This window comes from Streptomyces ureilyticus, assembly GCF_011045025.1.
Taxonomy (GTDB): domain Bacteria; phylum Actinomycetota; class Actinomycetes; order Streptomycetales; family Streptomycetaceae; genus Streptomyces; species Streptomyces ureilyticus.
The window spans coordinates 1-14,140 of record NZ_JAAKZX010000059.1 but is presented as its reverse complement, the minus strand read 5'-3'; the positions used below and the strand labels follow the sequence as shown (position 1 = coordinate 14,140).

Sequence of the window (14,140 nt, the reverse complement as noted above, 5' to 3'; positions counted from 1 at the left end):
GACCGGGCACTCCCCCGAGCGGTCGCCTCCGGTCGAGTCGGGGACCCCTACGGAGACACCGTGGACACCGTGAACGACAATCACCCGACAGATCGTCCGACGGCCGTCGACGACCGGGACGCCGCCCCGGCCGGGCGCGCGCCCACCGTCGCCGACATCCTGGCCCTCCCCGTCCTGTCCGCCGGACGACCCGAGGTGGTGACCGGCGTCGCCCACCTCGACCGGCCGGTCCGCTGGGTCCACATCACCGAGCTCACGGATCCCGCCTCCTTCCTCAAGGGCGGCGAACTCGTCCTGACCACCGGCATGCCCCTGCCCGAGGACCCGGCGGGCGTACGCCGCTACGTCGACGAACTCGCCCGCGTCGATGCCGCGGCCCTGGTCATCGAACTCGTACGCCGCTACCACCGCCCGCCCGACGCACTCGTCCAGGCCTGCCGTGCCCGCGGACTCCCGCTGATCACTCTCGCCAAGGACGTCAACTTCCTGGAAGTCACCCAGGTCGTCCACTCCCTCATCCTCGGCAGCCAGGCGGAGGCAATGCGCCGGACCCAGCGCATCCACGAGGCGTTCACCGCCCTGACGCTGCGCGGCGCGGGACCCGAAGACGTGGTGCGCGTGGCGGCGCAGCTGAGCGGCCACACGGTCGTACTGGAGAACCTGGTGCACCAGGCGCTGACGTACGAGGTCTCCGGCAGCACCCTGGAGGAGGCGCTCACCGACTGGGAACAGCGCTCCCGGGCCACGCCGACGGGTGACCACCCGGGTGTGGGCGGCCCGGAGGGCTGGCTCACCGCACCCGTCGAGTACCAGGGCGAACGCTGGGGCCGCGTGGCCATGCTCCCGGTCCGGGCCGGAGAGCCGGCTTTCGGCCCGGAGCACATCACCGTGCTGGAGCGTACGGCGATGGCCCTGGCCGTGGCCCGCCTCATCCACCCCACGCCCTGGGAGCGCACAGCACATCGAGACGCCCTGCGGGACCTGGCCGAACAGCGCCACCACTCCCCCGAGGACGCCCGCGCCCGCTTCGCCGCGCTGGGCCTGCCCACCGAGGACAGCCGGTTCCTCGCGATCCTCGTGGACGTCCGTACAGCGGACCTCCGTACTTCGGTCATCCCTACATCGGACCTCGGTACATCGGACTCGGACGAGGCCGTGGTCCTGGAGACCCGTCTCTCCCAAGAGGCGCGGGCCGCAGGGATCCCGGCGCTCGTCGGTGAACTGGCTCCCGGCCGTCTCGGCATCCTGCTGGCCCTGCGCCCGTCCCAGCCCTGGCGACCCGTCGCCGAGCAGCTGAGCCGTGCCGCCCTGGACGTCGCCTCACCGGCCGTCGTGAGCGTCGGCTCGGAGGTTACCGACCTCCGCGACACCGCCCGCTCCTTCCGCGCGGCGGCCCGCGTCGCCGAGGCCACGCCACCCGGCCAGCCCCTCCCCCCGGACCGTTCCTTCCACGAACTCCCCGACATCGGACTGCGCCGTCTGCTGTACGCGTTCCGCGAGGACCCCCGCATCCAGGAGTACGCCGAACGCCGGCTCAGCCCCCTCATCGACCACGACACCCGCCACGGCACCGACCTGCTCACGACCCTGCGCCACTACCTCGACGCGGCCGGCAACAAGACCACCACCGCACGCCGCGGCGCACTGTCCCGCGAAACCGTCTACCAACGCCTGCGCACCATCGAGCGCTTGCTGGCCTGCGACCTCGAGTCGGGCGAAGAGCGTACGGAACTCCATGTGGCGCTGACGGCGCTGGACATCTTGCGGGGCCGTCCGTGAACCGGCCGGTTGCCTGAGCGACTGGTTCAGCAACACATCGGCGGCGGACACCGGTTGACCAGTGCCCGCCGCCCACACACTCCTCGCCCACGCCCTCGCTCAGTCGTCGTCCCGAAACTCGCCCGAGAACGCGTCGGCCATGCGCATCCAGGGCTTCGCTTCGTCATGGCGCCCCTGACGTTCCAGGGTGCGGCCCAGCACCAGGTGGGCATAGTGCTCCACCGGATCCCGCTCGACGATCACGCGCAACTGCTCCTCGGCGCGCAGCAGTTGTGCCGAGTGGTAGTAGGCGCGGGCCAGCAGCAGCCGAGGACCGGTCTGCTCCGGGACCTCTTCGACAACGACGGCGAGCAGCTTCGCCGCGCCGATGTAGTCCCTTGCCTCGAAGAGCAGTTGGGCTCGCTCCCAGCGCTCGGCGGTCGTCTCCTCGTGCGGCACGCCTACGCCGTTGTCGAACAGGTGCAGGGCGCTGGCCCAACGGTCGGGCGCGACACCGCCGTTCGCCCAGGTGTCGTTGAAGTTGCCGCTCATCACCACCCCCACTGTCAGCGGGGTTGGTCTGCTCCATGTACTCTCCGTGACTCCACCCACGCGTGAACGCGCGGGCTTCCCGCGTCGCCGGCTAAGCAGCGTCGCAGAGGGCCAGCCCGGCCCTGTCGAGGATGTTCAGTGCACCGACGTGGTCCGCGTTCGCGGTGAGGCCCGGAGGGTTCCGGCGCGGGGTGATGACGGCGTTCGGCAGGGCCGGCGCGGGCAGGCGATCACCCGGAAAGCCCTCGACGGCGCCGAAACGCTCGGTGGCCGCCTGCCATTCCTCGCGGGCCCTGACGATGTCCTCGTGGCTGCGTCCTATGAAGTTCCACCACATGACGATCTCCTCCTCGAAGGGTGGGCCCCCGAGCAGGATCACGCGGGCCGGGGCGTCCGACTCGTTCACCACGGTCAGGGCGTCGGCGCCGCAGGGAACGTAGCCCAGTTCGGCCGGGCGCAGCACGGTGTCGATCAGGCGTACATCCCCGCTGTCCACGAGCAGCCCATGCTCGAAGGCGGGGTCCACGGGGAGGGTGATCTCCGCACGCGGTTCGAGGGTGATCTCGGCACCGACCAGGGGCGTGAACGTCCGCACCGGGGAGGCGCTTCCGGCGAGTGAGCCAAGGAAGACCCTGATCTCGGCCCCGTCGATTCGCACGGATTCGGGTACGTAGTGCTCGAAGTCCCGGCCGACGTTCCGATGCCCCTCGGGAAGCGCCACCCACAACTGGACCCCGTGGATGACGGTGGTCCGCGGGGTGGAGACCTCCGAGTGACAGATGCCGTATCCACCGGTCATGAGGTTCATCTCGCCGGGCCGGATGAGGGCGCGGGTGCCGAGACTGTCGCGGTGCTCGATCTCGCCGCTGAACAGCCAGCTCACCGTCTGCAGCCCGATACTTCAGGAGGCGGCCTGAGCCAGGAATCCCCTCCCCCTTCAGGAAGGGGAGGATTCAAGGCAGTTGCCACTGAGAGCCTGATCGGAGCCTGGTGCTTCGCCGACCTCCCCCACGCTCGGCTTCGCTCGCGGGGGGGGACCCCCATAGGCCCCAACCGGGTCACCACCTCTGGCGGCATGGACATCGCCCCCCCATCCGCACGGCCTGCGGGCTGTGCGGGACCGATCTGCACATCCTGCAGGGCGAGTTCGCACCGACCCTGCCGGTCGTGCCGGGCCACGAGTTCGCCGGGGAGGTCGTGGGCCTCGGCAGCGAGGTCACCGAACTCGCGATCGGGGACCGGGTCGCCGTGGACCCCTCGCTGTACTGCAACGAGTGCCGCTACTGCCGGGTGGGACGCAACAACCTCTGCGACAGGTGGCAGGCGATCGGCGTGACCGTGGCCGGTGGCGCGGCCGAGTACGCCGTGGCCCCCGTCGCCAACTGCGTACGGCTGCCGGACCACGTGGACGTCCAGGACGCGGCCCTGATCGAGCCGCTGTCCTGCGCCGTGCGCGGGTACGACGTGCTCAGCAGCAGGCTCGGCTCCCATGTGCTGATCTACGGCAGCGGGACGATGGGCCTGATGATGCTGGAGCTGGCCAAGCGCACCGGTGCCGCCTCGGTGGATGTCGTCGACGTCAACCCGGAGCGGCTGACGACGGCTGAGAAGCTGGGCTGTTCACAAACGGCGCTGTCCGCCGAGGAGTTGGGGCGGCCGGCTGGGACGTGGTGGTCGACGCGACCGGCAACGCCGCCGCCATCCAGGATGGCCTGGAACGGGTTGCCAAGGCCGGAACATTTCTGCAGTTCGGGGTATCCGACTACGCGACCACGGCCACCATCTCGCCGTACCGCATCTACAACCAGGAGATCACCATCACCGGCTCCATGGCGGTGCTGCACAGCTACGAGCGCGCAGCGGAACTGTTTCGCCACCGGAGTACTCGATCCCCAGGTATTCATCAGCCACCGGCTGCCGCTGACGCAGTACCCGCAGGCACTGGAACGGTTCGCAGCCGGCCAGGGACGCAAGATCGTGGTGCTTCCCTGACCGGTGCGCAGTTCAGTGCAGCCGGGCGGTGAGCTGGTACCGGCCGGACGGGATCCGGTACGAGGCCACCCCGTCCGCGTGGCCGAGGAAGCGCACGCCCTCCACTCGTGCCAGCGGGGTGCGTCCCTCGCGGACGGCGTCGGCGGAGACGGCCGGAAGCCGCAGGGTCGCCTCGCTGTTCGCGGGCACGACCGCCTCGTACGCGAGGATCCTGCCTCCGTCCTCCACCTTCCACTCGCTCCTGATCTCGCCGTATGGCGACTCATACGAGCCCGACACCCGCGTGACCTTGCCGGTGGGGTCGAGGTGGGGTTGCAGGACGAAGCGCTTGAAGCCGGGGCTGTCGGGGTCGCGGGCGATGCCGGCCATGTACGCGTACATCCACTCCATGATCGCGCCGTACGCGTAGTGGTTGAAGGAGTTCATGCTGACCGGGCCGAAGCCGGCGTCCTCGGAGTAGGAGTTCCAGCGCTCCCAGACGGTGGTGGCGCCGTTCCGCACCGAGTACAGCCAAGACGGCAGCGCGTCCTGGTGCAGCAGTTTGTACGCCAGGTCGGCGCGGCCCTCGTCGGTGAGGACGGGGGCGAGGACGTTGACGCCGAGGAAGCCGACGGACAGCGTGTTCTCGGCGTACTTGACCCGGGTGCTGTTCGGGTGGGCGGCCTTGTAGGCCTCGCCGTTGCCGATGTTGTCCGCCAACAGGCCCACAAGCGTGCGGCGTTGAGCCTCGGTCTCGTAGAAGCCGAGCTTGAGGACCCAGAGCAGAGCCGACTGGCTGTTGTCCTCCGTCTTCTCGTTGGGGTCGGCGCCCGGTTCGATCGGTGATGCGTCACCCAGGCTGGACTTCACCGTGGCCTGCCCGCCCTCGGTGCTCAGGTACTTGGTGATGAACGCCTGCTTGATGCGTCCGAAGAGCCGCTCGTACGCCTCTCCGTCCGCGGTCCGGCCGATCGCGCGGGCCAGCTGCGCCATCAGCCGGGCGACATAGCCGTAGTAGACGTCGCTCATGAGCTGGGCGCTGGTCTTCTGCGGTGCCAGCCAGTCGCCGGTGAGGGAGCCCTGTCCGAAGTAGGTGTCGCCGGTCTGCTGCCGGATCCAGTCGACGTACCTGGTCATCGCGGGCCAATTGTCCTCGACCACGGTCGCGTCACCGGTCATCTGCCACACGGTCCACGGCACGATGACACCGGCGTCCGCCCAACCGCTGCCGCCGCCCGGGAAGTTGTACCGGCCGCCGGGAGCGACTCCGGTGAACTGCGCCTTGTCCGCTCCGTAGATGACGGCGGAGTCGACGACCGTGTCCTGGAAGTGGCTGAGGAAGACTCCCGCGTCCGCGTTGTAGAGGCCGGTCATGGCGAAGACCTGGGTGTCGCCGGTCCAGCCGAGGCGTTCGTCGCGTTGCGGGCAGTCGGTGGGCACCCAGAGGTAGTTGCCGCGCTGGCCCCAACGGATGTTGCTCGCCAGCTGGTTGATGTCCGGATCGTCGGTGGTGAGGGTGCCGGTCTCGCGGATCGAGGACGTGGCAACCCTTCCCGTCAGGCCGGTGATGGTGACGGTGTCCGTCGCGGTGACGGAGACGTAGCGGAAGCCGTAGAAGGTCAGGGAGTCCTGGTGGGTCTCGCCGTCCCGGTCGCCCTTGAGGATGTACGTGCTGGTGGCCTTGGCGCTGCGGAGGTTGGCCCGGTAGACGGAGCCCTCGGGCCCGTCCGCGCCGGCGCTGTCGTCGTTGAGCATCTCGCCGAACCTGAACTCGACCTGGGCTCCAGCCGGTCCACGCAGGCTGTAGCGGGCCACGCCGACCATGTTCTGGCCGAGGTCATAGATCGCGGTCTCGCCGCGGCCGATCGTGACCGGGGCGGAGACCGCCTTCTCCGGGTCGGTCACCGTCCGGGCGGGGTCGACGATGACGCGTCCCCTACCGTTGGGGCTGCCGTCCTGTCCGGTCACTCCGGTGGCGACGGTGATCGACCGCGGTCGGCGGTCCCACTTCGACATGAAGCGTGCGGTCTCGCCCGGGTAGGCGAGGAGTTGCACGTCCGGGTACTTGTCATCGAAGGCGACGCGCTCCACGTTCGACCAGGCGGAGTCGTCGAATCCGTGCGCCGTCCAGCCCGGGAGTTCCCTCCCGGCGTCGTAGGTCTGGCCGTCGTAGATGTCGTCGGCACGGTAGGGGCCTGTGTCCGTGGCCTTCCAGCCGCCGTCCGGCCCGGTGACGACCGTCTGCGAGGTTCCGTCGGCGTACCGGATCAGCAGCTTGGCCTTGACCGCGAGGGCGTTGCCGTCCTTGGAGTAGTACGTACTGCCCTCGGAAACACGGCCGTTGTACCAGCCGTTGCCCAGGACGACCGCGAGGGTGACGTCCGGCTCCCGCGTCACGAGGTCGGTGACGTCGTGAGTCATGTAGTTGACGCGTGCGTCGTAGTTCGTCCAGCCCGGCGGCAGCAGTTCGATCGTGGTGCCGCGGTCCTGCGGCACGGTGATGTGGCGTCCGTTGATGTGAGCCTCGTACACGCCGAGGGCCGAGACATACAGCCGGGCATCACGGACGTGGGAGCGGCTCTTCAGGGCTGCTTGCTTCCGCAGCATCGGTGCGCCGGGCGAGTTGGGGCGCTTCCCCTTCATTCCGATCCACTGGGCGTCGTCCCAGCCGGTTACGCCGTCGGTGCTCATGAGGCCCGTCTCGAAGTACGACGGGGATGCGATCCCGACCGGTCCGCCTTCGTCGTCCCAGACGGTGACGGTCCAGTAGTAGCGGGTCGAGGCGGTGAGCGGTTTGCCCGCGTAACGGACGGCCACGGAATCGGAGGAGGGCACTCGGCCGCTGTCCCAGACGTCCACGCGGGCGGTCGACAGCTTGTCCCGAGCGCTCGCCACGAGAATCCGGTACGCCCCTTGGCTCCGGCCGCGGGCCGCCGACCGCATACGCCAGCCGAAGCGCGGCCGGGCGGCGTCCACGCCCAGGGGATCCGTACGGTGTTCCACGGTCAGCCCGTACACCGCGGCATGGCCCGGGCGAGGGGAGGATGCCGCGTGCGCGGTGCTTCCGCCGCCCATGCCACCGGCCACTACCGGCACCGCGCCGGCCGTCGCGGCGAGCACGGTCCGACGGCGGACCCCGCTGCCGTTCCTGCCGTTCCTGCCGGGACGGTCACCGTTCTCGACACCCTCGACATCACTGCCCGCGCCTTCTGCGTCGCGTTCTGCATTGCTCACACCTTGATCCCTTCGGTTTTCACGCGTGTGTTCCGAGCGGAGATCAGGAGCCGGCCTTGTAGTCGGCGTCCATGTCGTCGAGGAGTTCCTTGGGCGTGGACTGTCCGCTGAAGATCTCCTGGAGGCCGCTGAGCATGGTCTGCTGCACCTTGGCGTTGGGCCAGAGCTGGTCCATGAAGGGCACGGTCCGTTCCGCCTCGACGAACTTGGACAGCTCGGCCAACGACGGGTCGGCCGCGAAGCCGGTGTCGGGCAGGGAGGGCAGACCGCCCTGCTTCTCGACGAACAGGTTCATGCCCTCGGGCGACATCACGAAGTTCACGAATTTCAGGGCGAGTTCCTCGTTCTTCGCCTTGGCGTTGACGCCGTATCCGGCGCCCGCCGCGGCCGGAATGATGGTCTCGGCCGGGTCGTCGGTGGCCGGCAGCGCCCGGAGCGTGAACGTGCCCTTCGGGTTCTTGCCTTCCAGGAGGGCGATCACCCAGTTGCCCTGGATGATGCCGAGCGTCTTGCCGGTGGCGGCGAGTTGCTGGCTGGCTTCGTAGTTGGTGCCCAGCGGGTTCTTCTGGAAGCAGCCCGTCTTCTCCATCGTCAGGTACTTGTCCAGGGCCGTGGTCCAGGGCGACTTGGCGAAGGTGGCCTGGCCGGCCTGCATCTTCTGGTCGAAGTCGGGGTCGCCGCCGTAGACGGTGGTGGCGACCAGCGCGTACTGGACGAGTTGGGTGACCCAGTTGTCCTGGTTTCCCAGGGCGAAGGCGGGGGTGCCCTTGGCCTTCGCGTCCCGGCAGAAGTCCAGCAGCTTCGTCCAGGTGTCCGGCGGGGTGAGTCCCGCCTTCTCCATCGCCTGCTGGTTGTAGACCGCGCCGATGCCGTTCTGCCCGAAGATCCCGGTGTAGGTCTTCCCCTCGTACTGGGCGACGGTCTTCATGACGTCGGGCAGCTTGGCTGCCCAAGGCTGGTCCGAAAGGTCGCGCAGATAGCCGGGTTTGGCGAGGACGTACGTGGCGCCGGGGTTGCCGTTGCCCGGCCAGACCGACATCACGTCCGGTGCCGTGCCCGACGACAGCTGAGTGCGGATCTGCTGCTGGTACTGGTCGGCGCCGCTGGTGGTGTAGCGGACCTTGACGCCCGGGTTGGCCTTCTCGAAGGCCTTGACGACGTCCTCGACGGAGCCCTGGTCGACCGAGGCCAGCGTGAGCGTTTTCGAGCCACCGCCGCCCGCGTCGTCGGAGCCTGCCTTGGTGCCGCCGCTGCAGGCGGACAGCGCGGCCAGCAGGGAACCGGTCGTCAACGCGGCGACCAGCACTTGAAGTTGACGTGTCTTCATGATGTCCCCCTCGGGGAAGAGCCACCGGGCACCGGTGACGGGTGGGCGTCGCGTCTCATCCCCGCAGCCCTCCCGCGAAGCCGTTGATGATGCTGCGCTGGAGCACGAAGTAGACGAGCAGGACGGGCAGGATGCTGATCACCAGGGCGGCGAAGATGAGGTTCCAGTCGGTGACGTACTGACCGACGAAGCCGGCGATCGCGACCGGCAGGGTCTGCTGGGCGCTGCCGCTGAGGTACAGCAGCGGGGTGAAGAAGTCGTTCCACACAGCGACGGTGTTCAGCACCAGGGCCGTCACCGTGACCGGTTTGAGCATCGGCAGGACCACGTACCGGAAGCCCTGCAGCGGGGTGCATCCGTCGATCAGGGCGGCGTCCTCGAAGTCGCGAGGCAGGGCGCGCAGGAAGCCGACGTACAGGAAGACGGTGAACGGCACCTGCAGGCCGGAGTAGAAGAGGACCAGGGCCCAGGGGGTGCCGAGCAGGCCCAGGTCACGCATGGTCTGGTAGAGCGGCAGCGAGGCGAGCTGGAAGGGCAGGACGAGGCCCAACAGGAACATCAGATACGTCCCCCTCGACCAGCGGGCCGTCGCGCGGGCGAGCGGGTACGCCGCGAGTGACGATACGGCCAGCACGATGACGACGCTGACGGCCGTCACCAGCACGCTGTTGCCCAATGCCCCGCCGAGCGCGCCCTGTTGCCACGCCTGCGAGAAGTTGTCCAGGGTGGGCGAGGTGGTCGGGCTGATCGGCGACGAGGTGTCCGAGGTGGGGCGTACGGCGAGGTTGACCAGGACGTACACCGGGAAGCCGACGAACAGGGCGGTGGCGATCATCGTCAGTTCGAGCGCGAAGGTGCGGCGGCGGTAGCGGTTCATGAGGCGGCCCTCTCGTTGCGGGACAGCACGAGGTACTGGCCGGTGGAGGCCACCGCCACGATGATCGTGAGGACCACCGCGAGCGCGATGCTGTAGCCGAACTCGCCGAGGGTGAAGGCGTCCTTGTAGATGAGCGTGGAGATGGTGTCGGTGGCGTGGCCGGGGCCGCCGCCGGTCAACGCGTAGACCTGGTCGAAGAGTTTGAGGCCGCCGATGATCGACAGCATCAGGTTGATGGTGAAGGCGGGGGCGAGCAGGGGCCGGGTGACCGACCAGAAGCGCCGTACGGGGCCTGCCCCGTCGATGGCCGCCGCCTCGTGGATCTCCTTGGGCACCGACTGCAGCCCGGCCAGGAAGATGACCATCGAGTAGCCGGCGTACTGCCAGACGATCACGCCGATCACCGACCACAGGGCGAGCTGGGGACTGCCCAGCCAGTCCTGCCGGAGGCCGTCAAGGCCGATGGTGCCGAGCAGGCTGTTGATCGCGCCGTCGGGGCCGAGCAGGTTGCGCCAGAGGTAGGCGGTGACGATCGGGGTGATCACGGCCGGGGCGAACAGGAAGACCCTGAGCAGGTTCCGGGACTTGATGGCCGTGTTGACTCCGAGGGCCAGCAGCAGGCCCAGCCCGTTCTGGATAACGGTGATCGCCACGGCGATCAGCAGGGTGTGCCAGATGGCCGCCGTCGCGTCGGGGTCGTCGAGCATGGCGGAGAAGTTGTCCAGGCCCACGAAGGAGAAGCTGGGATCCAGGCCGTCCCAGTCGGTGAAGGCGTAGTGGACACCGCGCGCGCTCGGCACCAGGACGACGAAGGCGAACAGCAGCAGCGCGGGCAGCGCGAACCACCAGGGCGGGGTGGTGCGCGCCCGCCGGACTCCGCGGATCTCTTCCGCGACCGGGGGCCGCTCGTGGTCCGCGAGGTGCTGGTGCGGGGCCAGGGTCACCGGCACACCTCCTTTCCTGAAACGTTTCAACACGAGTTCTGGGTCAACGCTCCGGCCGGCGCGCGGCGGGGAGGAGCGAGCGCCTGTCGGCTTTTTCGAATCGAGGTGACCGGTCCGGATGGGGCGTGGTTCTGCGGCGCCCATGGGTAACGTTTCCCACTGGGTGTGGCCAGACCCTAGAGAGCCTCCCGAGTGACGTCAAGATGCCGCACACGCTGCGGGATTGTTACGGAGAGGACACGGTGCGGCCTCTGTGGGACGCCTGCTGAACTGCAAGGTCCGTACGTACACTTCGGGGCAACGTTCCCCACGAGAAAGGAACCGCATGGAGCCCCCGGCACCACGCCGCCGCGTCACCATCGTCGATGTCGCGCGGCACGCGCAGGTGTCCACGACCGCCGTCTCCAAGGTGCTGCGCAACGCGTACGGGGCCAGCCCCGAGATGCAGGCGAAGGTGCGCCGCGCGATCGACGAGCTGGGCTACCGGCCGCACGCCGGTGCCAGGGGGCTGCGCGGGAAGACGTACACCATCGGCGTCATGCTGCCCGACATCCGCAACCCGTTCTTCCCCGACGTCCTCGACGGCATCACGCATACGCTCCAGGACACGGAGTACCAGGTGCTCCTGGGACCCGGCGACTGCGGCGAGAAGGGGGAGGCCCGGGTCACCGAGGCCCTGATCGACCGCGGCATGGACGGCCTGATCCTGGTCGCGCCCCTGGCGTCACGCAAGCGTCTCGACGAGGTGGCCTCCGCCGTGCCGACCGTGATCGTGGGCCGGCACGGCTCCTCCCCGGCGTACGACACGGTGGCGGACGACGACGTCGAGGGTGCCGCCTTGGTCGTCGGCCACCTCGCCGCTCTGGGGCATCGGCGCATCGCCCACATCGAGCATCTCGAGACCGACCCGACGCGCCTCGCGGAGATGCCCAACGCCCGGCGCGCCGACGGATACCGGCAGGCCATGCGGGCCCACGGCCTCGAAGAGTGCATCGATGTCGTGTCCACCAGCTACACCCAGGAGGGCGGCTACCGGGGTGCGAAGGAACTGCTGGAACGCCAAGGCACGCATCGACCGACAGCCGTCTTCGCCGGAGCGGACGTCGTGGCGATGGGCGCACTGGAGGCGATCACCGAGGCCGGGCTGTCCGTCCCGGACGACATCTCGGTGGCCGGCTACGACAACACCACCTTCGCCGCGTTCGGCCCGGTGTCGCTGACCAGCGTCGACCAGGCGGGCCACGAGATCGGCAGGAACGCCGCCCGTCTCCTCCTGGAACGGATCGCCGACCGGCACCGGCCGTCCGTCCAGGTCCGGCTGTCCCCCACGCTGGTACCGCGCCGGACGACCGCTCGAGCACCGGAGTAGGCCGTCACTCAACCCGCCCACCGACTGGCCGCCGCATGCCGACCGGCGTCAGCACGTCCCGTCCGGCACGGTCGGTCACTCCCCCGGACCGGCCGCCTTGACGGCCACCGTGTCGTGGGGCTGCTCGCCGAGGACGACCTTGAGCGCTCCGGTGACGGAGGCCCGGGAGAAGACGTCGTACGCCTCCTCCATCTGGTTCAGCGGAAAGGTGTGCGTGACCAGGGACGATGCGGGCAGGCGGCCGGCGGCCATCATGCGCAGCAAGGTGGGCGTGGAGGACGTGTCGACCAGTCCGGTCGTGAGGGTGACGTTCTTGATCCACAGGTTTTCGAGGTGGAGGGTGGCGGGTTTGCCGTGCACGCCGACGCTGGCCACATGCCCGCCGGGGCGCACCATGCGTGTGCACATCTCGAAGCTCTCCGGCACCCCTACCGCCTCGATCACCACATCGGCACCGAGTCCCTCGGTGAGGTCGGCGACCAGCTCTTCGGCTTCTTCGCCCGCGGCGGCGGCCACGGCGTCCGCGCCGAGTTGCTTGGCCGCGTCCAGCCGGGCCGGGGCGGGGTCCACGGCGATGATCCTCTGCGGGGTGTAGAGCTGTGCCGTGGCGATCGCGGCAAGGCCGACCGGCCCCGCCCCGACCACGGCGACCGTGTCTCCGGGCCGTACGCGCCCGTTGAGTACGCCCACCTCGTACGCCGTCGGGAAGATGTCGGCCAGCAGTACGGCATCCTTGGCGTCCAGCGCGCCGGGCAGCGGATGCACGGAGAGATCGGCGTGCGGTACGCGGACGAACTCGGCCTGTGTGCCGTCGATCAGGTGGCCCAGGATCCAGCCCCCTCCCCCGTGGCACTGCCCGTACCCGCCCTCCTTGCAGAAGCCGCAGCGGCCGCACGCCGTGATGCACGAGACCAGCACCCGGTCACCCGGGCGAACCGTACGGACATCGCCGCCGGCCTCGACGGCCTCGCCGACGGCCTCATGGCCGAGGACCGTGCCGGGGCGCACTTCCGGTACGTCGCCCTTGAGGATGTGCAGGTCCGTCCCGCAGATGGTGACGGCGTCGACGCGGACGATGGCGTCGGTGGCGTCCTCGGCGGCGGGATCCGGGACGTCCTCCCATGCCGACTGTCCGGGGCCGTGAAAGACGAGTGCCTTCATGACGATCCCTCTTCCTCGCACAGGCCGGAACGGTTCCGCAATTCCATCCTGAACGGGACATAGGCCGCTCGCATGGCCTACGCGCTCGGGTCGCAGTCGGCCGCAGTCAGCCCGAGCCAGCCCGACTCAGCCGGCCGCTTCGACGTACGACGCCAGGTTGGCCAGCGAGGAGGCGATGCCCTCCTCGTGGTCCGCCTGGTCGATGCCGGGTGGCACGTCCGTGGCGGTGACGGTCACCTCGGTGCCTTCACCGGCGGCCGCGAGGTGCCAGGTCATCGTCATGGTTCCCGCGTACGACGGGTCGTCGGCCTCGAACACCGCCCGCTGCACCACGCGCTCCGGTGGCACCAGGTCCGCGAACCCGACGTCGACGACATCCGTCGCATCCGACGTCTTGCCGGGACTGTCGGAGGCGTCGAGGTAGGTCAGGACCATCCGGAACCCGCCACCGGGCCGCGGATCCCACCGCTCGACCCGCCCGCGCATGCCCTCCGGCGGCAGCCAGGCCTCGAGCGACTTCCGGTCGAGGAGGGCGGCGTAGACAGTCGCGGGTGGTGCCGCGATCACCCGGCTGGCACGGTCGGTTCGGCTCATGGCCCGATCCTAGGACCGCCATGAGACACAGGGGTGCTTTCACTCCGAGAGCACCAGTCGCCCCGTCTCCCCCGGCTCCAGGCACACCGGGCGAGGTGTCGATGCCGCGTGCGGCGAGGAAGGCGGCGGCGCCGTCGAGCGCAGCGATGGGGGTCCCCCCGGCCGGAGGCTGGGGGAGGGACTTGCCGTCGACGTGGCGCAGATAGTCGTCCCGTACGTCGAAGGCGCGGCGCCGTTCGGGGTCTTCGGGCGGGTGGGCGCGCAGGTAGGCGTCGAAGGCCGCCTTCCAGGCCGCGGCGTGCACCCGGGCCGAATCGGTGATCACTCCGTCGGTGTCGAAGACGACGGCCCGC

9 protein-coding genes and 3 pseudogenes are annotated in these 14,140 nt (G+C 69.5%); 3 read left to right on the top strand and 9 right to left on the bottom strand.

All coding sequences use genetic code 11. The annotated features are described in order from the left end of the window. Window positions 1-69: 69 nt before the first annotated feature. Window positions 70-1,779 (top strand): PucR family transcriptional regulator, encoded by a 1,710-nt coding sequence (locus G6048_RS19875; RefSeq protein ID WP_165340905.1) that lies wholly within the window; start codon window positions 70-72, stop codon window positions 1,777-1,779. A 99-nt stretch (window positions 1,780-1,878) separates the two neighbouring features. On the opposite strand, the gene G6048_RS19870 is transcribed toward G6048_RS19875, so the two are convergent. Both G6048_RS19870 and G6048_RS19865 read right to left on the bottom strand, forming a co-directional pair. After that, a complete protein-coding gene (locus tag G6048_RS19870) occupies window positions 1,879-2,310 on the bottom strand; it encodes a tetratricopeptide repeat protein (RefSeq protein WP_165340904.1) in 432 nt (143 codons plus the stop codon). Between the two features lie 172 nt (window positions 2,311-2,482). Continuing rightward, a pseudogene (locus G6048_RS19865) lies at window positions 2,483-3,205 on the bottom strand (pirin family protein); the annotation flags it as partial. A gap of 197 nt (window positions 3,206-3,402) precedes the next feature. On the opposite strand from G6048_RS19865, the pseudogene G6048_RS19860 reads away from it, so the two are divergent. Further along, window positions 3,403-4,302: pseudogene (locus G6048_RS19860) on the top strand (zinc-dependent alcohol dehydrogenase family protein). A gap of 12 nt (window positions 4,303-4,314) precedes the next feature. Here G6048_RS19860 and G6048_RS19855 read toward each other — a convergent pair. The 4 genes from G6048_RS19855 to G6048_RS19840 all read right to left on the bottom strand — a co-directional run bounded on the left by G6048_RS19855 (window position 4,315) and on the right by G6048_RS19840 (window position 10,663). Continuing rightward, a complete protein-coding gene (locus tag G6048_RS19855; RefSeq protein WP_206341808.1) occupies window positions 4,315-7,356 on the bottom strand; it encodes an alpha-L-rhamnosidase in 3,042 nt (1,013 codons plus the stop codon). Window positions 7,357-7,558: 202 nt separating this feature from the next. Next, window positions 7,559-8,842 (bottom strand): ABC transporter substrate-binding protein, encoded by a 1,284-nt coding sequence (locus G6048_RS19850; RefSeq protein WP_165340903.1) that lies wholly within the window; start codon window positions 8,840-8,842, stop codon window positions 7,559-7,561. 55 nt (window positions 8,843-8,897) lie between these two features. Then, window positions 8,898-9,719: a carbohydrate ABC transporter permease gene (locus G6048_RS19845; RefSeq protein ID WP_165340902.1), complete on the bottom strand. Its 822-nt coding sequence runs from the start codon at window positions 9,717-9,719 to the stop codon at window positions 8,898-8,900. Beyond that, window positions 9,716-10,663, bottom strand: coding sequence for a carbohydrate ABC transporter permease (locus G6048_RS19840; protein ID WP_328826428.1), 948 nt, complete (start codon window positions 10,661-10,663; stop codon window positions 9,716-9,718). The genes G6048_RS19845 and G6048_RS19840 overlap by 4 nt, the downstream gene beginning before the upstream one ends. Before the next feature lie 325 nt (window positions 10,664-10,988). On the opposite strand from G6048_RS19840, the gene G6048_RS19835 reads away from it, so the two are divergent. Next, on the top strand, window positions 10,989-12,032 hold the full coding sequence (locus G6048_RS19835) for a LacI family DNA-binding transcriptional regulator (protein ID WP_165340901.1): 1,044 nt from the start codon (window positions 10,989-10,991) through the stop codon (window positions 12,030-12,032). A 75-nt stretch (window positions 12,033-12,107) separates the two neighbouring features. Here G6048_RS19835 and G6048_RS19830 read toward each other — a convergent pair whose 3' ends face one another. From G6048_RS19830 to G6048_RS49660, 3 genes and pseudogenes are all read right to left on the bottom strand, one after another. Then, window positions 12,108-13,193 (bottom strand): zinc-binding dehydrogenase, encoded by a 1,086-nt coding sequence (locus G6048_RS19830; protein WP_165340900.1) that lies wholly within the window; start codon window positions 13,191-13,193, stop codon window positions 12,108-12,110. Window positions 13,194-13,319: 126 nt separating this feature from the next. Continuing rightward, window positions 13,320-13,787, bottom strand: coding sequence for an SRPBCC family protein (locus G6048_RS19825; RefSeq protein WP_165340899.1), 468 nt, complete (start codon window positions 13,785-13,787; stop codon window positions 13,320-13,322). Window positions 13,788-13,875: 88 nt separating this feature from the next. Continuing rightward, a pseudogene (locus G6048_RS49660) lies at window positions 13,876-14,140 on the bottom strand (hypothetical protein); the annotation flags it as partial.

Coding starts and splice junctions, on each gene's coding strand:
- G6048_RS19870 (WP_165340904.1), bottom strand. CDS start 2,310: ATGAGCGGCAACTTCAACGACACCTGGGCGAACGGCGGTGTCGCGCCC.
- G6048_RS19855 (WP_206341808.1), bottom strand. CDS start 7,356: ATGGGCGGCGGAAGCACCGCGCACGCGGCATCCTCCCCTCGCCCGGGC.
- G6048_RS19850 (WP_165340903.1), bottom strand. CDS start 8,842: ATGAAGACACGTCAACTTCAAGTGCTGGTCGCCGCGTTGACGACCGGT.
- G6048_RS19845 (WP_165340902.1), bottom strand. CDS start 9,719: ATGAACCGCTACCGCCGCCGCACCTTCGCGCTCGAACTGACGATGATC.
- G6048_RS19835 (WP_165340901.1), top strand. CDS start 10,989: ATGGAGCCCCCGGCACCACGCCGCCGCGTCACCATCGTCGATGTCGCG.
- G6048_RS19830 (WP_165340900.1), bottom strand. CDS start 13,193: ATGAAGGCACTCGTCTTTCACGGCCCCGGACAGTCGGCATGGGAGGAC.
- G6048_RS19825 (WP_165340899.1), bottom strand. CDS start 13,787: ATGAGCCGAACCGACCGTGCCAGCCGGGTGATCGCGGCACCACCCGCG.